Here is a 24,745-nt window from a genome sequence, read left to right as displayed (position 1 = left end):
ACATTTAAAATGAGTACTCTTTTTCAACCTTTGGCACTATTCAAAGAATGTCGAGTCTGTTATATTCTGCGCAGACCGCAACCTTCAGCCGGTCAAATTTTTACAAAAATCCGGGCAGCTGGCCCGTTTTTTTAGTGCACTTTTCGTTTTCCCGCCGGAGCCTCCGGAATCAGACCAGAAACGCCGCGTCGCCTTGCAGGTGCCGGCTCCGGGTCGTCCGTCGAGCCTTGTGGGACCATCGCCTCTTCTCGAGACGATCTTACCCCATTTACAGGAGAGGCACACAGCGCCCTCCGCAAAGGACTAACTGCATGAGCCGCAAAATGCTGATCAACGCCACCCATGACGAAGAGCACCGGGTGGCCATCGTCGAAGACGGCTTTCTGACCGAACTCGACATCGAAATCACCGGCAAGGAACAAGCCAAAGGCAACATTTATAAAGCGGTGGTAGTCCGGGTGGAAAGCGGACTGCAGGCCGCTTTCGTCGATTACGGGGGAGAGCGCCTGGGCTTTCTGCAAATCGGCGAGATTCACCCCAACCTCTACCCGGAAGGCGAGGTGAACGGCCGCAGCCGGCCACGCATCAACGATATCCTGCGTTCCGGCCAGGAAATTCTGGTACAGGTCCTCAAGGAAGAGCGCGGCACCAAAGGTGCGGCTCTGACCACCTTCCTGTCCCTGCCGGGCCGTTATATGGTGCTGATGCCCGAAAGTCCCACAAAAGGCGTTTCGCGCAAGATCGAGGAAGAGGCGGAGCGCAAGAAGCTCAAGAAAGCCATGGCCGAACTCGACCTTCCGGAAAACATGGGCTACATCGTACGCACTGCCGGCATCGGCAAACCTTCCGAGGAACTGCGCCGCGATTTCGACAATCTGGTCAAGGTTTACCAGGGCATACAGGAACGCAGCCGCCAGGCCAAGGCGCCAAGCCTGGTGTACCGCGAATCCAATCTGATCATCCGCTGTATCCGCGACTATTTCACCGAAGACACCGAAGAAGTACTGGTCGATGACCCCGCCGTTTACGAAGAGGCTCGCGAATTCTTTCGTATGCTCATGCCCGACAAGGTGCGACTGGTCAAGCTCCACCAGGAACGCCGGCCCATTTTTTCGCGCTACCAAATCGAGGAGCAGATCGAGACTATCGCCCACAACAAGGTACCTCTGCCCTCTGGTGGCTCCATCGTTCTCGATGCAACCGAAGCCTTGGTGGCCATCGATGTCAACTCAGGAAAGATGGCTGGTGAGCAGGGCATCGAAGCGACCGCGAGCCGAACCAACCTGGAAGCTGCGGTGGAAGTCGCCCGTCAATTGCGCCTGCGCGACCTGGCCGGCCTGATCGTCATCGATTTTATCGACATGCGCGATCGCAAAAATATCCGGGCGGTGGAGAAAACCCTCCGCGATGCGCTGCAGCGCGACAAATCACGCGTCACCGTGGGCCGCATCAGCCAATTCGGTCTGCTCGAAATGAGCCGCCAGCGCCTCAAGCCGATGCTCGCGTCCGCCTCCTATCTGGAATGCCCCCACTGCCAGGGACGCGGCCGCATAAAAAGCGTGGAGGCTCAGGGCGTCGCTTTTTTGCGCCGCATTCAAACTGCGGTGGCCAAAGGCCAGGTCCATCGTGTGGAAGGATTTCTGCCCCTGGATGTCGCCGACTATCTGCTCAATTATAATCGCGAAGAACTGACGGACATGGAGAGTCGTCATAACATGGAGATCATCCTCCACGGTCGCGCCGGTTTGCTCCCCCATCAGGCCGACCTGACGCTGGTTCGGCGGGAAAAAGAAGAGGAACCGCGGACAAAATCCGAATTGGAGCCCGCAGAGCCGGTCACTGAGCCTGAGGCACCGGCCGGCATGGAAGATACGTCCGACATTGCTGCTCCGGAAACCGCCGTCACCGCCGCCCAGGAGGAGGAGAAACCCGGCAAAAAGAAACGCCGCCGGCGCCGCCGCAAAAAATCAGGTGCCGGGGAATCTGCCGAAACCGCGCCCGTGGAAGAATCGGCGCCCTTGCAGACCGAAGCCGCGGCTGCCTCACTCACCGCACCGGCTGAGCCGGCTGCAACTCCTGCGGAAACGACGGCGACTGAAGAAAAACTTCCGCAGCCCGCCGCTGCGACTTCGGAAACGGATGCCACCACGCCGCAGCCCGAGGCTGAGACCAAGCGCAAACCTCGCCCACGACGGCGCAAGAAATCCGAGCCCGGCACAACGGCTGCGCCTGCTGAGGCCTTTTCCGAAAACGATCAAGCACCCTCGAAGGTGCCCCAAAATTCTGAGCAAACCGAGACCCAAGAGCCTGCCCAGGCAGAGCCGGAAGCACCAAAGAAGACCGCGACCACACGTGCGCGCCGCGGGCGCGCCAAAAAACCTGCTGCGCTCCAAGAAACGGCTGCTGCTGTGCCGGCCGCTCAGGATCAGAGTCCCGCCCCGCAGGCTGCGGAGTCGCCACCGGAACTCGCCGGGGCCCCGGCGCAGGCGACATCAACAACTCCGCAAGTCTCGGAACCCCAGCCGCAACCGGAAAAAGCCAAGCCGACACGCAAGCGCAGAACACCGGCAGCAAAAAAATCAACCACAACCCAGGCACCAAGCGCCTCCGGGGAGCTTGCCGAATCGGCGGGTGAGAATCCGGACACGACCGAAACGAGTGAGAAACCTCCAGCCAAGCCACGCGCCAAGCGCACCACCACGGCCAAGAAGGCGCCCGCCCGGAAAAAAGCTCCAACCAAAAAGCCGGTCGATGCGCCGCCTCAGCCCGATGAGGAAGGCTCCTGAAATAACGAAAGGCCGCGTTTAGCGGCCTTTCGTTATTTTTATCCCTTACTTTTTGAGGAAGATCACCAGGGCGCCCGCGCCACCGTATTGGCGCGGCGCCCGCCCCCATTCAACCGCCCAGGTGCGGCCCTCCTCCGCGAGAAAGCTCTCCAGATCGGTGCGCAACACCGGCTCGTCCCCCGAGTGCAGCCCCCGACCGGTGATCACCAGCACCGTACTCAAACCCTGATGGCGACAGTTGTCGAGAAAATGCCGGACACGCTCGCGGGCCCGTATGCGGTCCAGTCCGTGCAGATCCAACTCGGCTTCGGGACGGCGCCGACCGCGATTGAGCTCCCGCATGCGGCGGGGTGAAGCCTGGGGCGGCGAAGGTTCCGAGGGAATCTCATCGACAAAGGTGCGCTCCATGTCGCCGAGGGCGCTTAGAAACAAGGCCTGGTCCTCCCCTTGCGCCGATCCTTGCGGGTCCTGACCGCGTTCGTCCTCATCCATCGGGGCGGCACAGGCAGGAACATCGCCTCCATCGTCTTGCCCGCGGCTCGCCTTGACCCGCAACAAGGCCATCTCCTCCAAAAACAGTGCTTCATCGGCTGGCTTGTCCTGCGCGCCCTTAAGCTGCGGAGGCTCCGCGGCGGGTGTCGACTCCCTGTGCACAGCCCGGCAAACGGACACCCCCTTCAGATCCCTGAAGGGGGTGTGGGTAAAGTCACTTTCTTTGCTGCAGGTGGTCGCTGTCTTGCGTTTTTTGCGTGCCATGAGAACACCTCGCCAATGCACCGGCGCCTATCTGCGGACGATCTTGCGGCGCCCCATAACGGCCTTGGTCTGCTCCTTGACCACCGCTCCAGGTTTTTCAAGATGGAACTGATACCAGAGATCGCCGTAGAGGCGCATCTTCATGCGCCGCCCATCTTTAAGCGCCTGCAGGTTCGCGGAGAGATTTTCGTCGCCTCCAACCTTTTTCAGGCCTTTTTCCATAACCTGGATGGCTTTTTCCTTATCCCCGACTCTTTCCAGGCAATAGGCATAAAGATTCCACAGCAGCGGCTCCTTTTTGTTGGCGGCCACCGCCTTATCGAAGGTCTCGACCATCTTGGTGGTCTGATTGCGCTTCATGTAGCAGATGCCGAGCATCGCCATGGCCACCCAGTGACGAACAAAGCCTTTTTGCAGATAATCAAAGGCTTTGGCAAAATCGCGGCGCAGAAAGAGCAAAGTGCCGATCTGGGCATTGATCTGTGCTTTGACGTAAAATTGCCAATTCCCATAACGATACCCCGACTCAAGAGTTTTAATGGCTTTTTCCGCGCGCCCGGCCTGCAGGTCGCGCTGGGCCGACTCCATGAGAGCCGCCACTTTCTTCATGACCATACGGGTCAGAATCAGGTAGCAGACGGTAAACACCACCAGCGAAAGAATCGTGGAGAGCCACAGGTTGAGTCCGACAAGAGCACGCAGGACAATCGTCGTCAGAACACAGAGAGCAAGAGAAATGGCGATATTGTACATAAGACAGGGGATTCCTTTTCCGAGGGAATGTCAGGCGGCGAGTGAGTGTAGCAATCCGCCCGAAAAATGTCAAAAACTAACGAGGCGTGGGACCCAAGCGAAAAAAAGGAAGCAGCGCAGGATTCAGCGCGGCAGACAGGGATGAAAAACCAGCCGATCGATGCCGAGGGTTTCAGGCGCGGCAGGCAACTGGTCGTTCCTGATGAATTGCGTGTTGCCACATTGCAGCAGCGGCACGGTCTCGCGCGGCGAGGTCAGGCGAAAAACCTCGCCGCAGGCAGCGCGGCAGGGACCGCCGTCGCCCGGTTCACGCCAGGGGCAACTGCGCGTTGAGGTCACAAACAAATACGGAAAGTGGAGCGAGGCGCCGCCTCCCGCAAGGGGCGCCACTCCTTGCAGGAGATTATCGATTTCGATGCGGGCAATCAACAGCTCGTCCAGCACCTCGCGCGCGTCACTGCCGTACCAGGCGCCGCCCTGGAAATAGGCGCGTGCCGCCGGGGTGAGATCCAGATCCACAATCTGAGGACCGCGCTTTTGTCCCGACAGCACCCGCCCCAGAACCAGGGAAACGTCGGGACAGGCTGCACGGGCCAACGCCAGGGCACCCCAGTCAGAGATCAGGATTTCATCTCCCGCTTCCAGGCGCGGGCTGATACCCGCCAGAACCTGTTTCAGGCGCGGCAGAAAATCCTCGGCAAGCACCGGGGTGGCCAATGTGAAGTGGAGCCCGGCGCGGCGTGCCGCGTCGATCGCACCCTCAATCTCGGACAGGGATGGAAAATTCCAGGGGCAGAATTCACTCCCGAAATAGATGCGCTCATAGCCTGCCGGAAACCTGTCTTCGGGTCGCGCGAGAAAGATCGCGTGCTGCATGTCAGCTACGTTGCGCCTGACGGACCATCAGGGTGAGCTGATCGCCGGGCCGCAACACATGCCCCTCGTTAAGGTTGTTCCAGTTCATGATCTCGCGGGTTCCGACCTGGTAGCGACGACCAATATCCCAGAGGGTGTCACCCGGCTTGACCGTGTAGGTCACCTGCCTGAGGGGAGCCTGGCTGGCGGTGCCCGCCGAGCCGGTCGCGCGGCCGGGAGCAGATACGGCCAGCACCTGTCCGGGGCGCAGATGATTGCTCCAGCCCAGATTGTTCCATACGCGCAATTGGCGCTCGCTCACGTCAAACCGCCGCCCGATGGACCAGAGGCTGTCACCCTGGCGGACGGTATAGGTACGACGGCGTGTCCGGGCGTGATCGTCGGCCAGCTCCTCCAGAGGCCGCCGGCTGTAACCTTCCTTGAGAGGCAGGATCAGGTCGGTGCCGATGCGCAGCGCGCGCGGGTCGCGGATGCTGTTGAGCGAAACGATATCCGCGACGCGGACCTGATATTGTCCGGCCAGTTTGAGCAGGGTATCGCCCGCCTGTACCCGGTGTCGATGGTAGCGGACACGCTCAGCCGCGGGCACCTGGGCATAGGCCAGAGAAAAAGCGTCCTTGCCCCCCTGGGGAATGCGCAACGCATGATTTTTACGTCCGGGGGGCGTGCTCCAGCGCTTGAGCTCGGGGTTCAGCGCCTTGATTTCCTCATAATCGACCCCGCAGAGTTCGGCCACCAATTCAAGGTCGGTGGCACTGGGTACCTTCACCACGTCATAGGCCAGCGGCTCATGGAATGCGAGGTCGGCAAACCCGTACGCCTCAAGATCCCTGATAATGGTCAAAGCGGCAAGTAACTTGGGCACATACTGGCGGGTTTCAAGCTGCAAGTGCTGACCACGGGATATCTCCCAGAAGTCACTGACGCCGAAGGCTCTGATCGCGCCGCGGATGCGACCGGGGCCGGCATTGTATGCAGCCACCGCCAGATACCAGTCGCCATCGAACTGACCATGCAGGTCACGCAGATAGCGCGCGGCGGCGTGGGTCGCTTTTTCCGGGTCACGCCGTTCATCGAACCACCAATCGCCTTGCAGATTATACATGCGCCCGGTACTTTCGATGAACTGCCAGGGACCGACGGCATGTGCCCAACTGTAGGCGCGGCTGTTGAATCCCGATTCGATCATGGCCAGATAAGCCAGGTCTTCCGGGAGATCGTATTCGGCGAAAATCTCTCGCATCATCGGGATATACCGCCCCGATCGTTCCAGCCAGCGAGCAAAGGTGCCACGCGCCGGGCCACTGTAAAGGTCGATAAAATAGCGGACGCGATCGTTCTCGACGAGGGGAAAATCAAAAACCGGCTCGCGATGGGCCAGGGTCTCGCCTTCGCTTTCGAGAAACACGGGATTGACATGAAGCAAGTACAGATCGTCAGCGGTTTCAGCGTCGGCGACAGAGTCCAAAGCCACTTGCACCCTCTCGACATCCCGCAGGTCGCTGGGAGTCGCCTCGACGGTAGGCCACTGTTGGACCGACGGATCTTTATCGGCAAGCGACAAGCCCGGCGCCCGCGCAGAGGATTGTGCCTGCCGATCCACGGCGGCAATGGGGACCGCCGGAGAATCCTGCACACTGTGGTTCGGGATCCCCGGACGACAGCCGCTCGCAACCAGAACCACAGCAAACACCAAGAAGAACTTGACCATCGACAACAACCTCCTGAAGACCAAAAACAAAACTACAGCAAACTATCCTTCTCCGGCCCATCGTCAAATGACTCCTGGGGCCAGAAGCGGCGCTGCAACTCTTCGAGCAAGGACTCGAAAGTGCTGCGGTCCAAAGCACTGACTCCGATTGCTTCAAAACGCCTGCAGAGAGCCGCGGCCTCACCTGCGGGTACGCGGTCGATCTTGTTGAAGACCAGCAGACGGGGCAGATCACCGAGATCAAGATCCTGCAATATCCGCTCCACGGCGGCGATATGTTCCTCGAAGCGCGGTGCCGAGATATCCACGACATGCAGCAGCAGGTCGGCGTCCTCCAACTCCTCAAGGGTCGCCTTAAAAGCGCCGAGAAGGCTTTTCGGCAGTTTGCGAATGAACCCTACGGTATCGGTAATGATGACCTCGCGCTCCTGGGGAAAGCGCAGACGGCGTGTGGAGGTGTCAAGGGTGGCAAAGAGCAGGTCCTCAGTAAACACCGTGCTCTGGGTTAAGGCATTGAGCAGAGTTGATTTTCCGGCATTGGTATAGCCGACAATGGAGATGATCGGCACATCGGCACGAATGCGGCGCTGACGGCGTTGGCGACGGCCGCGAGACAGGGATTCGAGCTGTTTCTCCAGGCGCGAAAGGCGCTCGCGGATGCGGCGTCGATCAATTTCAAGCTTGGTTTCACCGGGACCGCGACCACCGATGCCCCCCATGAGACGCGACATGACGGTCCCTTTTCCGAGCAGGCGCGGCATGAGGTATTTGAGCTGCGCCACCTCGACCTGCACCTTGCCGTCGAGGGTGTGGGCACGGCGCGCAAAGATATCAAGGATCAACTGGGTGCGATCGATGACCTTCATCTCAGTCATTTCCGAGATGGAGCGCACCTGACCCGGGGAGAGATCCTGATCGAAAATGAGCAGGGTCGCGCCCTGCTGCAGGGCGCGGATAATCACTTCGCGGATCTTGCCTTCCCCCATGAGAAAACGGGGGTTGACCTTCTGGGTGCGCTGCACCACCCGGTCAAGCACTACCACATCGGCAGTGCGAGCCAATTCGGCCAGTTCGTTGAGGGAATCCTCCAACTCCACGCGCGCTTCGCACCCCGCGGAGATCAGGATCGCCTTCTCCCGGGTGTCGGAGAGGTCGAAGGTTTCCCCCATCCTGCGTTCCATCTCCGATTCGAGTGAATCGATGAATTGCGAAAAATCCAGGTGCAGATCGTAAACCGACGACGCGGAGAGAACCTCGACGGTTTTGCCTTCGGGATTATCGGGAAGCAGGTGAGCATAATCGACTCGCCCGGGCAAACCTTCCTCGCCAACGGCAATGGCAACCATCAGGTCCAGGCGCAGCAAGGCGAGGTCGGTGAGGTCGTCGTGGGACAGGGCTTCACCCTTGAGGTGAGTATGAATACAGCGCAGACCACGCAGCCGGCTGCGCCCGAGGCCGAAGCGCGACAGGTCGGGGATGAGAATCTCGCGGTCGTCGCCGACCAGCACATGCAGAATCAGCCCTTGGCGATCGACAATGATGCCGAGCTGGCGCCTGATGTCCCGGGAGAGTTCGGTGAGAAAGCGCGCCAGATCCCCCGTCACGACCTGGTCCGGCGGAATGCGACGCCGGTCGATACGCTCCAGGGCCTTGATCTGGCTTGGTTTGAGGCCGGTCAGATTGCCGTCTAGCACGTTTGGCTATTCCGTTGGACACAAAAAGGGGCCGCATGCGGCCCCTGAGTTGAAGTCATGAAGAAACCTGGTGTCAGGCACCAACGATGACGTTGAAGCCGGCATCGACAAAATGAACTTCGCCGGTCACGCCGCTTGCCAGATCGGAGACAAAGTACAGGGCCGATTTGCCCACTTCCTCCTGGGTCACGGTACGCCGCAGTGGGGCATAGTCATCCATCAGTTTGATCTTTTCCTTGAACTGGCCGATGCCGGAGGCTGCAAGAGTCCTGATGGGACCAGCGGAAATAGCGTTGACGCGAATGCCCTCCGGGCCTAGCTCCGCGGCAAGATAACGCACCGAAGCTTCCAGAGCGGCTTTGGCGACACCCATCACGTTGTAATTGGGCACCGCGCGCTGTGCCCCCAGGTAAGAGAGCGTAACGATACTGCCGCCGTCCTTCATCAGCGGCGCCGCGCGCCGGCTGACCGCTACCAGGGAATAGGCGCTTACGTCCATGGCCAGGGCAAAGCCCGCACGCGAGGTCTGACTGAAGGGCTTTTTGAGATCTTCACGATCAGCGAACGCAACGGAGTGAATCACAAAATCCAAGCCACCCCAGGCTTTTTCCACGTCGGTGAAAACCTGGTCGATGTCTTCGTCGTTCTGTACATCGCAGGACAGAATCAGGGTCGAACCCAGGCTTTCCGCCAGGGGCCGTACCCGCTTTTCCAGGGAACCGTTGAGATAGGTGAAGGCAAGCTCAGCCCCGGCGCCGCTCAGTGCCTGTGAAATGCCCCAGGCGATACTTTTATCGTTGGCGACACCGAAGATGATGCCGCGTTTTCCTGCGAGAAGTGACATGATGATGCAATTCCTCCTTGGGTTTCGTACCTTAGGCGTAATGCTCATTTTTAACAAATGAGAGCAAAGATGGCAAGGGATTATCCGCCGGGACCATCTGCCGGCACCCCACCTGCTTCCATTACCAAATACTTGAGGTAGCGTCCTTCGGGAAAGGTAACGGAAAAGGGAAAATCCTCCGGCTGGGCAAAGGTTGCCAGCACCCGCAACTCGCGCTTGGCCTGAAGGGCGCCACGCCGGATCTCCTTGAGGAAATCCGCCAGATCAACTTTCTGATGGTTGGAAGAGCAGATCAGCAACCCCCCATTGGGCAGCAAGCGCAGCGCCTGGGCGACCAGCTCGCTGGTGCCGCCGCGCGTGGTAAAGCGGCTTTGTCGCGTGGTGGAAAATGACGGCGGATCCATCAGCACTACGTCAAAGCGGCGCTTAGCCCTGACCAGTTCTTCGAGAACGCGAAAGCAGTCACCGGTGAGAAACTCGTGTTTCCTGGGGTCAATATCATTGGCGCGAAAATTCTCCGCGGCGCGATCCAGATAGGCGCCCGCGGCATCCACACTGGTCACCTGACGGGCACCGGCGGCAACCGCCGCCACTGAGAACGCACCGGTAAAAGCAAACAGGTTGAGAACCCGCCGTCCACCGACACGCGCCATGAAGTCCTGACGGTTGCGCCGCTGGTCAAGAAACAGACCGGTGTGCAGCCCCTCCTGCAGATCGACCAGAAACGTCAGGCTGTTCTCTATCACGGGTAGCGGAAAAGACGCTTTTTGACCCCAGACCAGGCGCCCGAGTTTTCCGGTTTGTCCTTTAGCCGCCAATTCACGGGTCTGGCGCGGCCGCGTTTTGAGATAGATGCCGGCCGGACGAACCGTCTCGGCCAGAACAGCGGTCAACAGATCAAGGTGAGCCTCCCAGCTGCGGGCATAGAGTTGCACCAGCAGAAAATCCGCAAAGCGCTCCACCACCAGTCCCGGCAAACCATCGCCTTCGCCGTTCACCAGACGCAAGGCATTGGTCGCGGACAGGTCGGCCTGCCGGCGGCGGGCCACCGCCTGGGTCAATTGGGTGCGCAACCAGTCGCCATCCAGTCGTATGGGTGAGAATGCCAGAACCCGCGCCGCCACGCGATCACCGGGGTCAAGCAGCGCCGTGGCAAGGAACCGACCGCCTTCATCCGTCAGCGCGGCAACCTCTCCGGCCCGGGCCTGCGGCCAGCGCCGGGTGTAACGATCAGCGATCACCCAGGGGTGACCGAGTTCAAGCATCCGCACGGTTTCGGGACCAACCACGAAGGAGCGTGCCATGCAAAAATCCTTTCTCCTGAAAATCCAACCAAATTCCGGCAAATTAACATCTTTACTCGGCAACGCCAAGCACTCTCTTTGCACCCGGCGCCCGCTGTGCTATCCTCGCCTCCGCCCATCAGCCATCAGGAGATACGCACATGGATTCACAACCTAAATCAAAAGCCGAAAGCCATATCGAGGAAATCATGCGTCAGGTCGAACCCGGGTCGGAGCGTTATGCAGCCCTGGATTCCGCCAAGCGCTTCAAGTCCTCCTGGGTCGAGTTGGGTGAACGCCTGGCCGGGGTACGCAACCGCGGACTCTATCGCGAATGGGGCTACAAAGATTTTGACGATTACTGCTCCAAAGAGGTCCGCCTGCGCAAGGCCACCGCCGACAAGTTGTTGCTGGCCTATCACTTCATGGAGAAAAACGAGCCTCAACTCCTCGCACGCAAGCAGGACCTCCAACCCCTCCCCGATTTCCGTTCCGTCGATTTGCTGCGTCAGGCGCGGGAGGAAAAAAACTTTTCCGAAGAAGACTACGGCGAGCTACGCAAGGCCGTTGTCGAGGAAGAGCGCAGCCATCCCACCGTGCTCAAGCGTTTTAAGGAGACCGCTGCGGCCAACGACCCCGCCCCCGAGGATCCGGCGCTTCATTATCGCGCCTGCCTGCAGGCCGCCCGACGCCTCGAAATCGCCCTGCGCTCCTTACAGGAGGATCCTGAAGAAAAGGCATCGCAGCTACCGGAGCTGATCGCATGGCTTGAGAAGAGCTTGGAAAATCTGCAAAAAGCAACGCCCGAGGGCTGATACCCCCCGGGCGCTGAAGAATCGGACGGAAAAAACCGCCTAGAAAAACAACCGCAGGGTCGAAGCCAACAACAAAGTGCCGGTGACACACAACCCCAGGTAAAGTAAGACCACCCGTTTGTGAAACATGGCCAGAAACACACCCATGACGGGAAGTGCGGTCACGGGTCCGCCGACAAGCATGGCGATCCCCGGGCCGGTGGCCAGGGGCACGATTTCGCCGGGTTCGGGCAGGTAGAAGCCGAAAATCATGGACGCCGCGGTGACCTGCGGCAGATGCAGGGGAATGGTGGCGAAAGTGATGGCAAAGATCGGCCAGATACCCTCGCCGGACAAAAGGGAAACAATCCAATGGTTCGGCACCAGGGAGGTCACCACCACGTTGATGAGAAGACCGATCAATACGAACTTGCCGATCTTGAAGGTTCCCTCCCACAAGCGCGCCAAAAAAACCAGCCCTTTGTGATGAGTGCAGCGATCAACCCGATGGGAAAGTTGCTTACCACATTCGCACCGCAATTTCTCCACCGGATAATTGGGATCGTGGAAATCGCCTTGGGGAAGTTTTTCACGAAACACGTCCTCTGCGGAAAATCCGTGGCGCCGCAGCAGATGAACGATCACTCCCACGGCGATCCCCAGAAAAATTGCGCAGAACAGAACCAGGTTCGCCCAACCGAAACCCAGCATCGCCGAGAGCATGGCATAGGTTGCGGGACTCATCAGCGGCGAAGTGACCAGCAACGCCATAGCCGGAGCCAAGGGCAGGCCGGCGACCATCAGAGAAATCACCAGAGGCAGCACGGCGCAGGCACATAGAGGGTTGAAAGCGCCCAACAGGGCGGCGAAAACAATCGACATGGATCCGTAGCGGGTCAAAGCCTTACGGATTTTGACGTGCCACTTGAAGGTACGGATGACCGCTTCCATCACCACGCCGACGGCTAAATAAGGCAGGATATAAAGCAATTCACGCCAGAACAGGGCGGCCAGATCACTGACCACCTTCGCAAAACCATCCATCAGTGAAATCTCCCGATTACGATTGATTGATTTTCACAGGGCACATCCCCCTAAAGTCAGCAAAACAGCAGAAGAGAAAAACACGGGCGACAAAAAAACGCAAGGACGACGATCAACACCGGGCGCACAGGCATGCACAGACACCAGGTGGGATAAGTATCCGTCAACCAGAGAGCCCCACCTAGACAGTTTTTCGCCGCCGCACGCCTCTTCCTTGGCCACTTCCAACGACTCATCTTGAGACGAAAAATCCTTGCACATAGCAGCAAGATTTATTCCACGGTCACCACCAGGAGGCCTCAAAAACGCAGCCGATTTCATGCAGCCAACGCATTATCGGCTACAATAGGTAAAATTGTACGGAGGATAGAGACCATGCTGCTGGGAAAAATCTTCAACACCATCGAATCAAGAGGGCTGATTTTTTTGCGTCTTGGCCTGGGGGCCGTGTTCATTGCCCATGGAGCCCAGAAACTTTTCGGCTGGTTTGGCGGCGCCGGCTTTGAAGCCACCATCGCCTATTTCGATCAAACCCTGGCGATTCCCATGCCCCTTACCGTTCTTGCCATGGTGACCGAATTTTTCGGCGGAATCGGCGTGGCGCTCGGGCTATTGACCCGCGTCGCCGCGCTGGGCCTGGCTATTGTCATGGTCGTCGCGGTTGCCAAGGTCCACCTTCAGCACGGCTTTTTCCTCAATTGGGCGTGCAGCGAAGGAATCGGGCACGGTTATGAGTTCAACTTGGCCCTGTTCGCAATGAGCCTGACCCTGCTGATCTCCGGAGCCGGAAATTTTTCGGCAGACAAGTGGCTCAGCGAACTCTGAGAGGCCACCAAGCTCTTCACCTATTACCGGCCCCGAAAATCATCGGATTCTTCCCAAGACCACCTTTTCATGCTAAGCTCCGCTTTTCCGTTTTTGCCCGGAGGTTCCAGACCGGCGCTCACCATAGATACTCAGGAGAAACCCATGGACAAAGGGTTTAAAGAAAGAGTTAAAGAACAGTTCTCCAAAACGGCCGAACGCTACGTATACGATGAAGGCTTTGCTCGCGGCGAAGATCTCCAGGAAGCCGCCTTACTCCTCAAACCCACACACGACGACCTGATGCTTGATGTCGCGACAGGCGGCGGTCACACTGCTTTATTTTTCGCCCCCTTGGTGCGCAGCGTGGTCGCCTCTGATTTGACCATGCAGATCCTGAAAAAGGCGCAGGAGTTTATCAGCGAGGAGGGTGGCATTGAAAACGTCACCTTTCGCGAGGCCGACGCCGAAGACCTGCCCTTCCCGGCCGGCTCCTTCACCCTGCTGACCTGTCGTATCGCACCCCACCATTTCCCGGATGTCCCCCAGGCACTTAAAGAATTCTTTCGTGTCCTGCGCCGCGGCGGGCGCATGGCAATCATAGACACCCTACTCCCTGAAGACCCCGAGGTTGCGGCTCTTTATCAGGAAATGGAGCAGATGCGCGACCCGACGCATATTCAGACTTTTTCTGAGAAGAGATGGCTCGAAATGGTCGAAGATGCCGGCTTCACCAACATTAAAACCAAGAAGTTCCCCAAAACCCATGATTTCGTAACCTGGGCCAAGCGCTCTGGCCTTGATCGCCAGGGGGTACAGAAACTTAACAAGTTTTTCGTCGATGCGCCGCAGAAATTCCATGACTATTTTCAAGTTGAGACCTTTGCCGGAGAAGTGGAAAGCTATACAGACAAGAAGCTCCTGATTTACGCCACCCGCCCGGAAAAAAAATAGTTTCGCTACCATTCAGATGCAATGTCCAATCACGCCATAGGCCAGGGCGACGGGGCACCACGGTGAATTCTTGCCCCCAGACGAGCTGGCACCACAAGCGCCGTCGCCGCGACCTGCGGCGCACTCTGAACAGGTACATAGTTTCAAACTAGCCCCCACAAAAAAAGCCCCGTAGCGTCGGGGCTTTTTTTTCGTGCTGAAAAAGAAGGGGCACCCAAAGGGCGCCCCAAAAAACCGTACACAAATTTCATTCTGAAAAAGCAGATCTTAGTTGCTGGCAGCCTTCTCTTTGATGCCGGCAGCTTCTTCGAGCATGGCAGTGGTCACCGACTTGGGACGCTCAATGGCATAACCGAGAGCACGGTCCCAGGTGATGTTGGCAAGCACGCCCAGGGCGCGGCCGACACCGAAGAGCACGGTGTAGAAATCGTACTCGGTGACCCCGTAGTACCACTGGATGACGCCCGACTGAGCATCAACGTTCGGCCAGGGGTTCTTGGCCTTGCCGTGCTCCATGAGCACATCAGGGGCGACTTTGTAGATCATGTTGACCAGCTTGAACAGCGGGTAGTCGGGCAGGTGCTTCTCGCAGAATTCCATTTGCGAGGTGTAGCGGGGGTCGGTCTTGCGCAGAACGGCGTGACCGTAGCCGGGAATGACCTGACCGCTGTTGAGGGTATCCCAGAGAGCCTTTTTGAGTTCGTCTTCGGTCGGCACTTTGCCGCCGAGTTTCGCCATGAAATCCTGAGTCCAGCCGAGAACTTCCTGGTTGGCCAAACCGTGCAGCGGACCGGCCAGGCCGTTGATGCCGGCCGACAAGCTGTAGTAGGCATCGGAGAGGGCCGAAGCCACCAGGTGCGTCGCATGCGCGGAGACATTGCCCGACTCATGATCGGAGTGCAGAATGAAATACATGCGCGCGACATCGTCATAAGGCTTGGCCACGCCCATCATGTGAGCGAAATTGCCGCCCATGTCGAGGTTCGGGTCGGGCGCGATGGGAGCATCTCCCTTGTACTTCATGCGATAGATATAGGCTGCGATCTCAGGCAGGCGGGCCATGAGGTTGCTGCAATCCTCGAACATCGGATCCCAGTAATCCATTTTACTCATGCCCTCGGCATATTTCTGCGCAAAAATGGATTCGCGCTGCATGCTGACGATGGCGGCGGAGAACATGGTCATGGGATGAGAATCGCGCGGCAGGGCGCGCAGCAGGTCGAATACGTACTGGGGTACACGTGCACGCTGCTTCCAGTCTTCAACGACTTCCTGGGTTTGCTCCATGGTCGGGACGTCGCCGGTCATGAGCATGTACCAGAAGCCTTCCACGTAGGGATACTCGCTGCCGGGAACTTTGGGCAGAGCATCAAAGGTTTCAGGAATGGTTTTGCCGCGGAAGCGGATGCCTTCCATCGGATCGAGGTAAGAGATGTCGGTTACCAGACACTTAACCCCACGGGCGCCACCGATGGCCTGAGAAATGTTCACTTCGCCGATTTTGACATCGCCGAATTCCTTGACCAACCGAGTGGTGCGGGGACGGTGCTCCTGGATCTTTTTGAACAGCGTTTCCTTCAGTGTCGCCATACTCATCTCTCCTTTTCCATTTAAATTACGATGGGAAGGGCCCCATCGACCAGTCTCCCCTTCCAGCAGGAAACGCGGGAAAGAGAACTTTTGTAAAAGCAAAGGACAAACGGCCTGAACCGAACCTCGTTGCTTTAGACAAGAATTGAATCCGTCTTACAACGCCCAACCAACCTGTCGATGAAGTCCTTGCAGAATACCTTTCATCAACATATTTTCCAAATATCGTTTCGATATTTTTCTAGCAACGGCACCCCGCATTGTCAAGGTAAATAATGTATACAGTATTCAAAGGCAGACCGCAAGAAAGTTTTTTCCTGGGCTTTTTCTCCAAGGCTATTTGTTTTCCCTTGGTCTTCCCCAAGGGGCGTGCTAACATGCGCAAAATTTGTGCAAAACACCTTGTCTAGCGGCTTGTCTGGTCCATGCGCATCGGCTCACTCATCCTAAAAAACAGTCTGTTTCTCGCACCGATGGCCGGGATCAGCGATCTGCCCTATCGGCAGATTATGAAAGCCTTCGGCGCCGGTTTGGTATTTACCGAAATGGTGAGCGCCAATGGTTTGGTCTATGAGGGTCGCCGGACCCGCGAACTGTTGCGCTCCAATGCGACCGAGGGTCCCCTTGGTGTGCAGATTTTCGGTTCGGACCCCGACATTCTCGCCCAAGCCGCTGTCTTGGTTGAAAATGACGGTGATTTGCTGGACATCAATATGGGCTGCCCCGTAAAAAAGGTAGTGCGCAGTGGTGCCGGCAGCGCTCTGCTTCGCGAACCGAAGCGCGTGGCGCGCATTATTCGCAGCGTGCGCCGCGCCACCAGCCGGCCCTTGACAATCAAAATTCGCTCGGGATGGGACCATTCTTCGGAGAACTACCTGGAAATCGGCCACATCGCCCAAGAGGAAGGGGCCGACGCCGTGACGCTGCACCCTCGCACCCGCGCCCAGGGATTCAGCGGCAAATCCGCGTGGGAACATATCCACGCGCTGAAACAAAGGCTACGGATTCCGGTCATCGGCAGCGGTGACATATTCGATGCCGAGGATGCCCTGTCCATGCGCGCCGGCAGCGGTTGCGACGCCGTAATGATCGGGCGTGGCGGTTATGGTAACCCCTGGCTGCTGCGCGACATCCTGGAGTTGGAAAAAGCGAACGCACGGCCTTCTGCTCCATCACGCGAGGACCGCCTCAGGGTTGTCCTGCGCCATTTCGACCTGCACCTTGAACAGTTTGGCCCGGTACGCACTCTGGGTGAAATGCGCAAACATCTATGTTGGTATTCTCGCGGGCTTTGCGGGGCATCCAGCTTTCGTGCACAAGTTAACAGCAGCCGAGGTGTCGACGAACTGCGGAAGGCGACCCGTGCTTTTTTTCTTTTGGAGCCTTGATCCCGATGACTCATCCCGCCGCCCATCCAGATCCGCAGAATCTGCAACTCTATGTGCGTGTTCTCGAAAATGTTGAAGACGCTGTGGTCGCGCTGGACCCTGTCGGCCGCTTCACGCTGATCAACCCTGCCGCCGAAGCCTGCACCGGCATTTCCAGACGCCTGGCGTTGGGCCGTACCTTCGAGGACTTGTTTCAGGGGCAGGAGGCACTTTGCTCCCTGATCCGGGCCGCCCTTTCCGAAGGGCGCTCAATTTTCAACTACGAAGACATCCTCCTGCACCGGCCGACGGCGGCACCCGTACCAGTGAGCGTTTCGGTTTCGCCCCTTTTGACCAATGCCGGCGACCAGGACGGGGTGGTAATGATTTTACGCGATCTTTCGCGGGTGCGCGAACTTGAAGAGGCAGTGCGGCGTGCCGATCGGCTGTCCATGGTGGGCACCATGGCCGCCGGCCTGGCCCATGAAATCAAAAATCCCCTGGGCGGCATAAAAGGTGCTGCGCAACTGCTTGACCGTGACACCGCCGAGCAAAGCCACCTCAAAGAATACACCCGGGTCATGATCCGCGAAGTCGAGAGAGTCAACAGCATCATCGAAGAGCTCATGGACCTGGCCAGTCCGCGTCAACCGGAAATGGGAGAGGTTCATCTGGGCAAGATGCTGGGCGACATCGTGCTCTTTCAGAAAGAGGCGTTGCGCCACAAGGAAGTCGATTTCAGCCTGCGCCTCGACCCCAGCATTCCCCCCATCCGCGGCGATGAACATCTGCTCACCCGACTGTTTCTCAATCTCATCAAGAATGCCGGCGAAGCCATTACGCATCGCGGAACAATCGAGATTCTCAGCCGGGTCGCCTCAGAATATCACGTCAACCAGCCAGGTCATCGCCCGGTTCCTTTTATTGTGGTTGAAGTGCGCGACACCGGCAAAGGAATTTCTCCATCCCAAATGGAGCAGATTTTCACACCCTTTTTCACAACCAAAACCAAGGGTAGCGGCCTGGGCCTAGCCATTTGCCAGAAAATCGTCAGCGAACACCGTGGTTTTCTCAAAGTCGACAGCCATCCGGGAAAAGGCTCGATCTTCACCGTTTCGCTGCCCTTTTGCCGCTGAGCGCTAACGGCATAGACATTTTTTTACCTCGCACCAGAAAGAGAGTTCCAGTTCATGGCTATCGAACGGATTCTGATCGCCGATGACGAAGAAAGCATCCGCTGGGTCCTATCCAAGGCCCTCAGCAAAAAGGGCTTCAAAGTTGACTTGGCCGGCGACGGCAACGAAGCCTTGGAATTTTTTCGGAAAAACACCTACGACCTGGCCATCCTCGACATCAAGATGCCTGGGATCAGCGGCCTGGACCTGCTCACCCGGTTTCAAGAGCAGACGCCGCACACCCTGATTGTCATCATGACCGCCGAGTCCTCCATGAAAAACGCGGTCGAGGCAATGAAGCGCGGGGCCTATGACTACATCACCAAACCTTTTGACCTTGATGCCATCGACGCCATTCTGGTCAAGGCAGGCAAGGCTGCGGAGATCAGCACTGAAGTCAGCCGCCTCAAGGATGAGCTTAAGGACCAGTATCATCTCGAGCGCACCCTCATCGGCCAGAGCAAACCGATGCAGGAAGTTTATAAAGTCCTCGGCAAGGTTGCGCCCTCCGATGTAACCATCCTGATTACCGGGGAAAGCGGTACCGGCAAGGAACTTGTGGCACGCGCCGTTCACTTCAACAGCCCGCGACTGGGCAAGCCGTTTCTCGCCCTCAATTGCGCCGCCATCCCCCGCGAATTGCTCGAGAGCGAGCTATTCGGCTTTGAAAAGGGCGCCTTTACCGGCGCAACCGAGCGCAAGACCGGCAAATTCGAACAGGCCAACGGCGGCACCCTGTTTCTCGACGAAATAGGCGACATGCCCCTGGATCTCCAAGCAAAGCTGCTGCGCGTACTGCAAGAAAAGGAAATCACCCGCACTGGCGGCAGCACCACAATCCCGGTTGACGTGCGCATCGTCGCCGCGACCAATCAAAACCTCAAGGACAAAGTACGAAACCGCGAATTTCGAGAAGACCTTTTCTATCGCCTCAATGTCGTGCCCATCGCCCTGCCGCCCCTACGTGAGCGTCGTGACGACATCCCCCTACTGGTCGACTATTTCATCCAAAGCGCCCGCGAAAAGGTCGGCACTACGGCCCTGGGCTGCACAGCGGAGGCCCATCGCCTGCTGGCAAGCTTCAATTGGCCCGGCAATGTGCGAGAGCTGGAAAATACCATCCAGCGGGCGGCCCTACTGGCGCCCAATCCCCTGTTGACGCCGGATGATTTTCCCGTTTTGAGCGAAGGGGATGGTGAGACCGCCGATTGCTCCCTCGAAGCCCTCATCACGAATAAACTACGCAACGCCATCGGAAAAATGGAAGTGCAGGAGCTCAACAATCTCTACGAAATGGTTCTGCACCAGATGGAACGCCCACTGATTCGCATCGTGCTGGAGAAAACCCGCGGCAATCAAGTGAGGACGGCTGAGATTCTCGGCATCAACCGAAATACCTTACGCAAAAAAATCCAGACACTGGGAATTGAAATCAACAAAGAGGGCTGAAAAAAGCAGGAGAGAAATGATTTGCAGACATGCCTCAATCCCCGGGATACTCTATTTCCGGGGATTTTTTTACGGAATCAGTATCCGTCCTCGCGACGGGCGAGATTTTCAAACCGCGTGAATTCTCCGCGAAAGGCCAGATTGACCGTACCGATCGGACCATTACGCTGCTTTCCGACAATAATTTCGGCGGCACCGCGATGGTTTTCGTTGCACTCTTCGCCTTTTTTGCAATGCGGGCAATAAACTTCATCGCGATAAACGAACATGATGACATCGGCGTCCTGCTCAATAGCACCGGATTCGCGCAAATCGGCCATGATCGGGCGCTTGTCGGTGCGGTTCTCCAAAGAGCGATTGAGCTGGGAAAGAGCCACCACCGGCACGCTCAGTTCCTTGGCCAGGGCCTTGAGTGAACGAGAGATTTCGGAGATCTCCTGCTGGCGGCTTTCGGGATTATTGCCTCGCATCAGCTGTAGATAATCGACGATAATCAAACCAATGTCTTCTTGAGACTTGAGGCGCCGAGCCTTGGAGCGGACCTCCAACGCGCTGATCGCCGGCGTGTCGTCGATAAAGATTTTGGCGCTGCTCAACTCGCTGGCGGCCTGGGTCAGCTTGGGCCAGTCGGAATCGCCGAGATGGCCGGTACGCATGCGACTGGCATCGACACGCGCCACGGAACAGAGCAGACGCTGCACCAACTGCTCCTTGCCCATCTCCAGAGAAAAAATCAAACTCGGCGCGCGGCGTTCGCTTTTAACGGCGGCATACTCAGCGACGTTGAGACAAAAAGCAGTCTTACCCATGGATGGACGGCCCGCCATGATGACCAGATCTCCAGGCTGCAGGCCGGCGGTCATCTTGTCCAGATCGGCATAGCCGGTCGGCACGCCGGTGACCAGCTCTTTGCGCTCGTAGAGTTTTTCAATGTTCTTGAAGGTATCTTTAAGAATGTCGCGAACGGAAAAATAGCTGGGGCGGTTGCGATTCTCGGCGATTTCAAAAATCGACTTCTCGGCCTGGTCCAGAATTTGCTCAATATTGCCGCCGGCATATCCGGAGGTCGCAATTTCAGTGGCCACTGAAATCAGGTGGCGGGCCAGTGCGCGCTCCTTAACCAGACGACAGTAGTAGATGATGTTGGCAGCCGTCGGCACGTAGTCGACCAGAGTGGCCAGATAGGCGTGTCCGCCGATAGCCTCGAGGGCTTGACGACTCTGCAGATGCGCAGCCAAAGTCACCAGGTCGGCAGGTTCGTTTTTTTCCGAAAGGGCAATGAGACTTTCGAAAATTTTGCGGTGACTTTCGCGGTAGAAGTCTTCCGGACGCAGGAGTTCGAGGACCTTATCGAGAGCCTGCTCATCGAGCAGAATACCGCCGAGAACGGACATTTCCGCCTCAAGGCTCTGGGGCGGGAGACGGTGAACGCTGGGTTCTTCCATGGACACCTAGAGGAGAAAAAGCAGAAAAAAGGGACGGCCACGCAGGGCCGTCCCGGTACCAGCAAAAAATTACTTACTCGGCGGCGGCGCTCACCTGAACCTTAACCTGCGCAACGACTCCGGCGTTGAGACGCAGAGGCACCTCGAACTCACCGAGATTTTTAATCGGATCGGCAAGTTGGAGTTTCTTGCGATCGATTTCGATTCCGGCTTCGGCCAGCTTCTTCTCAATGTCGATGCCGGTTACGGATCCAAACAGCTTTCCGTCATCTCCCGCGCGTTGTTCGAAAGTGCAGGTCACCGCTTCGATGCGCGCCTTGAATGCCTGGGAATCCTGCGACACTTTCTGCAGCTTGCGCTCGAGCATGCGCTTCTGATGTTCAAGTTCGCGCACATTGCGTGAATTAGCTTCGCTGGCCAGGCCTTGGGGCACCAGGTAGTTGCGGGCATATCCCGGCTTTACCTTGACGATGTCGCCAATATTTCCCAGTCCCTCAACAGCTTCCTTGAGTATAACCTCCATGGGTCTCCTCCCGTCTTACGACGTTTTATTTATCTTTGGTTTACGAAAATCGATCCAGATATCGAATACGCCCATGACCGTGACCAGCAGCGGCAGGGGGTTGAGAATGAAAATGAAAAAGTAGGCCAGCGAACGAAACATGGGCGGAACGGCCTTGCGCCGCAAAAAATGCGTGACCACCGCCAGACCCTGGACAAAATAGAGGGGCAACAGCACAACCAGCACATTGGCCGCGACAACCCTGAGCCCCGGACTGTTGACCAGAAGAGCAAAGCCTGCGACGATAACGCCCCACACCAGAAATTCCGGCGCTTTCCACTGCGCGAAGGGTGGACCGGAGATCTCGTAGCGACCCTTGCCCAAGGCTTGCAACAGAAGAATAACCACCGCGGCAAGGATGCCAAGAATGACAACGGCCACCGCCGGGTAAATCAGGACAAATGCCTCAGCCATAGCGACCAGGGTCTGTTCAAGCGCCTCCCGATCCTGGGCAGCCATTCCACCCTCGTCGGAATACTGCAGAGCCTGGGAAATGGCGTGACCGGCCTCCTGCCGAACAAGCTCCGAGGCGCCCAGTCCCTGTCCCTGCGCCGCGATCATCAAGAGCGGCAGAGCGATCGCCAAACCGATGCCCACAGTGCCCGCAACCGCCCGGTCCCAGGCCAGACCGCGCCGCAACAGCAAGGGCACGCAGAAGGCAGCTATCCCGTATTGCAACAGAAAGCCCACGGAAAGGATCGGTGGCAGCAACACCATCAACGCCGCGCAACTCAGAGCGATGACGGCGGCACCGGCAGCGGCGCCGAAGCGCATATGCACATAGGCGGCCGGGACGGGCCCAATCAGGTTGAGGAGCAGAGCCAGCGGGGCAATGACCTGCCCCCCCATAAATAATGCGGAGGTGACCACCGCCGCACCGAAAATAGCCAGTGTTCGTTGATCCATGAGCGTCGCGTCGTTTTCCGTTTCCGTCCGCCGGATCCTAGCCCACCAGGGAGTGAGACGAGGAATAAGGCAGCAGCGCCATCATGCGCGCCCGCTTAATCGCCTCGGTAAGTACGCGTTGATGGGGGGCGCAGGTACCTGTGATGCGGCGCGGCACGATCTTGCCGCGCTCCGAAACAAATCCGCGCAAGGTATCGACCTGCTTATAACCGATGCTGAGGCCCTTGTCGGCACAAAACCGGCAGACTTTGCGCCGGCCAAATCGTCTTCTGGGTGCAGCCATATCTATTTATCCTCCATATTCAGTTGGTTTGAGTTACTCTCCGGCTTCTTCCTGTGCGGTCTCGGCTTCGGCGCCTTCGGCTGCCTCCTGGGCTGCGACAACCGACTGCGGCAGGCCCTGCTCAAGGCGCAGAGAATTGAAACGCAGAATCTTTTCGTCGAGACGCAGGCGCCGCTCGAATTCAGCGACATCACCGGGACCAGCCTGAAAATAAAAAATGAAATAGGCGCCGCGGGTCAGTTTCTGAATCGGATACGCCAGAGTGCGGCTACCCCATTCTTCAACTTTAACGACATCCCCACCCCGGTCGGCGATTACACCCTTGAACTTTTCGACCAGAGCCTTGAGCTCGTCACCGACCACCTCGGGGTGGACGATGAACATGGTTTCATAACTTCTCATCTTTGATTTAGCTCCTCTCGGTTTAATAGCCCCGGGCGACCCCGAAGCAAGGAGGGGGCAGACAGTGCCCCACACTTATGTGAACTTTGCTTTCTACCACAAACAAACAAGCTTTTCAACGACCTTCCCGCCATACAAGAAAAATAATTCGCCAGCGGCGCTAAACATTAAAACGAAAGTGCATCACATCGCCGTCCTGCACTACATAATCCTTGCCTTCCAGTCGCATCAAGCCCTTCTCCCGTGCTCCCTGCTCACCGCGTGAGCGCACGAAGTCGGCGAATGCGATAACCTCGGCACGGATAAATCCTTTTTCAAAATCGGTGTGAATCACACCGGCCGCACCAGGAGCGCGCGTGCCGCGGCTAATAGTCCAGGCTCGAACCTCCTTGACGCCCGCGGTGAAATAGGTGATCAGACCAAGCAGATCATAGCCGGCGCGAATCATGCGATCGAGACCTGATTCAGCCAAACCGAGTTCCTGGAGAAATTCAGCCTTATCTTCTCCACCCAGCTCTGCAACTTCGGCCTCGATACGCCCGCAAATAACGATCAATTCGGCGCCCTCGGCAGCCGCCTGCTCCTTCAACCGCGCGACGAAGGGGTGTCGGCCTTCAAGGTCGCCCTCGCCGACGTTAGCGACATATAGAACCGGACGGGCCGTGATCAACTGCAACTCGTTCAACAATAGGCGCTCTTCATCGTCAAGTTCGGCTTTGCGCGCGGGAAGGCCAAGATCCAGGGCGGTGCGCACTTTCTGCAGCACGGCGATCTCTGCCTGCAACTTTTTATCGCCGCTGCGCGCCTGCTTTTCGCTACGCTGAATGCGGCGCTCGACGGAGTCAAGATCAGCCAGATTGAGCTCGGTTTGAATAACTTCGACATCGCGGATGGGATCAACGCTGCCGTCAACATGAACAACGTTGTCATCCTCAAAGCAGCGCACGATATGAGCTATGGCATCGACCTTGCGGATATGACCGAGGAACTGATTTCCCAACCCCTCCCCCTTGCTCGCGCCCTTGACCAATCCGGCGATATCGACGAATTCGAGGGTGGTCGGCAAGACTTTTTGGGGGTTGACGATCTCCGCAAGCGCATCGAGCCGGGGGTCGGGAACAGAGACGATACCGACATTAGGCTCGATAGTACAGAAAGGGTAATTGGCCGATTCGGCACCGGCTGAGGTCAGAGCGTTAAAGATGGTCGACTTGCCGACATTAGGCAAACCGACGATACCACATTTAAATCCCATAGTAGCTGTCGC

Annotated in this window: 22 protein-coding genes; 7 read left to right on the top strand and 15 right to left on the bottom strand. The window is 57.8% G+C overall.

The window, feature by feature from the left end; genetic code table 11:
- The first annotated feature begins 311 nt into the window (after positions 1 to 311).
- The gene (locus GFER_RS09195; RefSeq protein ID WP_040098864.1) at positions 312 to 2,786 is read left to right on the top strand and encodes an Rne/Rng family ribonuclease; all 2,475 of its coding nucleotides are present in this window, start codon (positions 312 to 314) and stop codon (positions 2,784 to 2,786) included.
- A 45-nt stretch (positions 2,787 to 2,831) separates the two neighbouring features.
- Here the strand turns inward: GFER_RS09195 and GFER_RS17680 are convergent, their stop codons facing one another.
- The 7 genes from GFER_RS17680 to GFER_RS09160 all read right to left on the bottom strand — a co-directional run bounded on the left by GFER_RS17680 (position 2,832) and on the right by GFER_RS09160 (position 10,724).
- Positions 2,832 to 3,542 carry a Smr/MutS family protein gene (locus tag GFER_RS17680; protein WP_052446239.1) on the bottom strand — a complete coding sequence of 237 codons (711 nt, stop codon included), beginning with the start codon at positions 3,540 to 3,542 and terminating at the stop codon, positions 2,832 to 2,834.
- A gap of 27 nt (positions 3,543 to 3,569) precedes the next feature.
- Positions 3,570 to 4,295, bottom strand: a complete 726-nt coding sequence (locus tag GFER_RS09185; RefSeq protein WP_040098862.1) for a tetratricopeptide repeat protein — start codon at positions 4,293 to 4,295, stop codon at positions 3,570 to 3,572.
- A gap of 123 nt (positions 4,296 to 4,418) precedes the next feature.
- Complete coding sequence (locus GFER_RS09180; protein WP_040098859.1) at positions 4,419 to 5,171, bottom strand: hypothetical protein; 753 nt, start codon at positions 5,169 to 5,171, stop codon at positions 4,419 to 4,421.
- 1 nt (position 5,172) lies between these two features.
- Positions 5,173 to 6,882 (bottom strand): lytic transglycosylase, encoded by a 1,710-nt coding sequence (locus GFER_RS09175; protein WP_040098857.1) that lies wholly within the window; start codon positions 6,880 to 6,882, stop codon positions 5,173 to 5,175.
- 32 nt (positions 6,883 to 6,914) lie between these two features.
- Positions 6,915 to 8,576 carry a GTPase HflX gene (hflX, locus tag GFER_RS09170; protein ID WP_040098855.1) on the bottom strand — a complete coding sequence of 554 codons (1,662 nt, stop codon included), beginning with the start codon at positions 8,574 to 8,576 and terminating at the stop codon, positions 6,915 to 6,917.
- Positions 8,577 to 8,649: 73 nt separating this feature from the next.
- On the bottom strand, positions 8,650 to 9,420 hold the full coding sequence (locus tag GFER_RS09165; protein WP_040098852.1) for an enoyl-ACP reductase FabI: 771 nt from the start codon (positions 9,418 to 9,420) through the stop codon (positions 8,650 to 8,652).
- An 80-nt stretch (positions 9,421 to 9,500) separates the two neighbouring features.
- Entirely contained in the window at positions 9,501 to 10,724 is a 1,224-nt protein-coding gene (locus GFER_RS09160) for a class I SAM-dependent rRNA methyltransferase (RefSeq protein WP_052446238.1), read from the bottom strand.
- A 140-nt stretch (positions 10,725 to 10,864) separates the two neighbouring features.
- Between GFER_RS09160 and GFER_RS09155 the strand changes: the two genes are divergently transcribed.
- Entirely contained in the window at positions 10,865 to 11,518 is a 654-nt protein-coding gene (locus GFER_RS09155) for a hypothetical protein (RefSeq protein WP_040098850.1), read from the top strand.
- A 39-nt stretch (positions 11,519 to 11,557) separates the two neighbouring features.
- Here GFER_RS09155 and GFER_RS09150 read toward each other — a convergent pair whose 3' ends face one another.
- Entirely contained in the window at positions 11,558 to 12,541 is a 984-nt protein-coding gene (locus GFER_RS09150; RefSeq protein WP_052446237.1) for a permease, read from the bottom strand.
- A gap of 375 nt (positions 12,542 to 12,916) precedes the next feature.
- On the opposite strand from GFER_RS09150, the gene GFER_RS09145 reads away from it, so the two are divergent.
- Both GFER_RS09145 and GFER_RS09140 read left to right on the top strand, forming a co-directional pair.
- The gene (locus GFER_RS09145; RefSeq protein ID WP_040098848.1) at positions 12,917 to 13,366 is read left to right on the top strand and encodes a DoxX family protein; all 450 of its coding nucleotides are present in this window, start codon (positions 12,917 to 12,919) and stop codon (positions 13,364 to 13,366) included.
- A gap of 144 nt (positions 13,367 to 13,510) precedes the next feature.
- Entirely contained in the window at positions 13,511 to 14,299 is a 789-nt protein-coding gene (locus GFER_RS09140) for a class I SAM-dependent methyltransferase (RefSeq protein WP_040098845.1), read from the top strand.
- 267 nt (positions 14,300 to 14,566) lie between these two features.
- On the opposite strand, the gene GFER_RS09135 is transcribed toward GFER_RS09140, so the two are convergent.
- Positions 14,567 to 15,889 carry a citrate (Si)-synthase gene (locus GFER_RS09135; protein ID WP_200889310.1) on the bottom strand — a complete coding sequence of 441 codons (1,323 nt, stop codon included), beginning with the start codon at positions 15,887 to 15,889 and terminating at the stop codon, positions 14,567 to 14,569.
- A 425-nt stretch (positions 15,890 to 16,314) separates the two neighbouring features.
- Here GFER_RS09135 and dusB point away from each other — a divergent pair, with 425 nt between their 5' ends.
- Genes dusB through GFER_RS09120 form a run of 3 tightly spaced genes read left to right on the top strand, consistent with a single transcriptional unit; the run spans position 16,315 to position 19,880 of the window.
- On the top strand, positions 16,315 to 17,277 hold the full coding sequence (dusB, locus tag GFER_RS09130) for a tRNA dihydrouridine synthase DusB (RefSeq protein WP_040098840.1): 963 nt from the start codon (positions 16,315 to 16,317) through the stop codon (positions 17,275 to 17,277).
- Between the two features lie 5 nt (positions 17,278 to 17,282).
- Positions 17,283 to 18,392 (top strand): two-component system sensor histidine kinase NtrB, encoded by a 1,110-nt coding sequence (locus GFER_RS09125; RefSeq protein WP_052446236.1) that lies wholly within the window; start codon positions 17,283 to 17,285, stop codon positions 18,390 to 18,392.
- 54 nt (positions 18,393 to 18,446) lie between these two features.
- On the top strand, positions 18,447 to 19,880 hold the full coding sequence (locus tag GFER_RS09120; protein WP_040098837.1) for a sigma-54-dependent transcriptional regulator: 1,434 nt from the start codon (positions 18,447 to 18,449) through the stop codon (positions 19,878 to 19,880).
- Positions 19,881 to 19,957: 77 nt separating this feature from the next.
- Here GFER_RS09120 and dnaB read toward each other — a convergent pair whose 3' ends face one another.
- The 6 genes from dnaB to ychF form a co-directional block, all read right to left on the bottom strand.
- Complete coding sequence (dnaB, locus tag GFER_RS09115) at positions 19,958 to 21,325, bottom strand: replicative DNA helicase (protein ID WP_040098834.1); 1,368 nt, start codon at positions 21,323 to 21,325, stop codon at positions 19,958 to 19,960.
- Between the two features lie 73 nt (positions 21,326 to 21,398).
- Entirely contained in the window at positions 21,399 to 21,848 is a 450-nt protein-coding gene (gene rplI / locus GFER_RS09110) for a 50S ribosomal protein L9 (protein WP_040098831.1), read from the bottom strand.
- Between the two features lie 15 nt (positions 21,849 to 21,863).
- The gene (locus GFER_RS17675) at positions 21,864 to 22,793 is read right to left on the bottom strand and encodes a DUF2232 domain-containing protein (RefSeq protein ID WP_052446235.1); all 930 of its coding nucleotides are present in this window, start codon (positions 22,791 to 22,793) and stop codon (positions 21,864 to 21,866) included.
- A 37-nt stretch (positions 22,794 to 22,830) separates the two neighbouring features.
- The gene (rpsR, locus tag GFER_RS09100; protein WP_040098829.1) at positions 22,831 to 23,076 is read right to left on the bottom strand and encodes a 30S ribosomal protein S18; all 246 of its coding nucleotides are present in this window, start codon (positions 23,074 to 23,076) and stop codon (positions 22,831 to 22,833) included.
- 33 nt (positions 23,077 to 23,109) lie between these two features.
- The gene (gene rpsF, locus GFER_RS09095; RefSeq protein ID WP_040098827.1) at positions 23,110 to 23,478 is read right to left on the bottom strand and encodes a 30S ribosomal protein S6; all 369 of its coding nucleotides are present in this window, start codon (positions 23,476 to 23,478) and stop codon (positions 23,110 to 23,112) included.
- Positions 23,479 to 23,638: 160 nt separating this feature from the next.
- Positions 23,639 to 24,733 carry a redox-regulated ATPase YchF gene (ychF, locus tag GFER_RS09090; RefSeq protein WP_040098824.1) on the bottom strand — a complete coding sequence of 365 codons (1,095 nt, stop codon included), beginning with the start codon at positions 24,731 to 24,733 and terminating at the stop codon, positions 23,639 to 23,641.
- Positions 24,734 to 24,745 lie beyond the last annotated feature (12 nt).

This window comes from Geoalkalibacter ferrihydriticus DSM 17813, assembly GCF_000820505.1.
Classification (GTDB): Bacteria; Desulfobacterota; Desulfuromonadia; order Desulfuromonadales; family Geoalkalibacteraceae; genus Geoalkalibacter; species Geoalkalibacter ferrihydriticus.
Note: the sequence above shows the minus strand (reverse complement) of the source record. Positions and strands in the feature narration are given on the sequence as shown.

What these genes read in the sequence shown, in the direction of transcription:
- GFER_RS09180 (WP_040098859.1), bottom strand. Translation starts at nt 5,171, where the DNA reads ATGCAGCACGCGATCTTTCTCGCGCGACCCGAAGACAGGTTTCCGGCA.
- GFER_RS09135 (WP_200889310.1), bottom strand. Translation starts at nt 15,889, where the DNA reads ATGGCGACACTGAAGGAAACGCTGTTCAAAAAGATCCAGGAGCACCGT.
- GFER_RS09155 (WP_040098850.1), top strand. Translation starts at nt 10,865, where the DNA reads ATGGATTCACAACCTAAATCAAAAGCCGAAAGCCATATCGAGGAAATC.
- GFER_RS09150 (WP_052446237.1), bottom strand. Translation starts at nt 12,541, where the DNA reads ATGGATGGTTTTGCGAAGGTGGTCAGTGATCTGGCCGCCCTGTTCTGG.
- GFER_RS09165 (WP_040098852.1), bottom strand. Translation starts at nt 9,420, where the DNA reads ATGTCACTTCTCGCAGGAAAACGCGGCATCATCTTCGGTGTCGCCAAC.
- GFER_RS17675 (WP_052446235.1), bottom strand. Translation starts at nt 22,793, where the DNA reads ATGGATCAACGAACACTGGCTATTTTCGGTGCGGCGGTGGTCACCTCC.
- ychF (WP_040098824.1), bottom strand. Translation starts at nt 24,733, where the DNA reads ATGGGATTTAAATGTGGTATCGTCGGTTTGCCTAATGTCGGCAAGTCG.
- GFER_RS09140 (WP_040098845.1), top strand. Translation starts at nt 13,511, where the DNA reads ATGGACAAAGGGTTTAAAGAAAGAGTTAAAGAACAGTTCTCCAAAACG.
- GFER_RS09145 (WP_040098848.1), top strand. Translation starts at nt 12,917, where the DNA reads ATGCTGCTGGGAAAAATCTTCAACACCATCGAATCAAGAGGGCTGATT.
- rpsF (WP_040098827.1), bottom strand. Translation starts at nt 23,478, where the DNA reads ATGAGAAGTTATGAAACCATGTTCATCGTCCACCCCGAGGTGGTCGGT.
- rplI (WP_040098831.1), bottom strand. Translation starts at nt 21,848, where the DNA reads ATGGAGGTTATACTCAAGGAAGCTGTTGAGGGACTGGGAAATATTGGC.
- GFER_RS09175 (WP_040098857.1), bottom strand. Translation starts at nt 6,882, where the DNA reads ATGGTCAAGTTCTTCTTGGTGTTTGCTGTGGTTCTGGTTGCGAGCGGC.
- dusB (WP_040098840.1), top strand. Translation starts at nt 16,315, where the DNA reads ATGCGCATCGGCTCACTCATCCTAAAAAACAGTCTGTTTCTCGCACCG.
- GFER_RS17680 (WP_052446239.1), bottom strand. Translation starts at nt 3,542, where the DNA reads ATGGCACGCAAAAAACGCAAGACAGCGACCACCTGCAGCAAAGAAAGT.
- rpsR (WP_040098829.1), bottom strand. Translation starts at nt 23,076, where the DNA reads ATGGCTGCACCCAGAAGACGATTTGGCCGGCGCAAAGTCTGCCGGTTT.
- GFER_RS09195 (WP_040098864.1), top strand. Translation starts at nt 312, where the DNA reads ATGAGCCGCAAAATGCTGATCAACGCCACCCATGACGAAGAGCACCGG.
- GFER_RS09120 (WP_040098837.1), top strand. Translation starts at nt 18,447, where the DNA reads ATGGCTATCGAACGGATTCTGATCGCCGATGACGAAGAAAGCATCCGC.
- GFER_RS09160 (WP_052446238.1), bottom strand. Translation starts at nt 10,724, where the DNA reads ATGGCACGCTCCTTCGTGGTTGGTCCCGAAACCGTGCGGATGCTTGAA.
- GFER_RS09125 (WP_052446236.1), top strand. Translation starts at nt 17,283, where the DNA reads ATGACTCATCCCGCCGCCCATCCAGATCCGCAGAATCTGCAACTCTAT.
- dnaB (WP_040098834.1), bottom strand. Translation starts at nt 21,325, where the DNA reads ATGGAAGAACCCAGCGTTCACCGTCTCCCGCCCCAGAGCCTTGAGGCG.
- GFER_RS09185 (WP_040098862.1), bottom strand. Translation starts at nt 4,295, where the DNA reads ATGTACAATATCGCCATTTCTCTTGCTCTCTGTGTTCTGACGACGATT.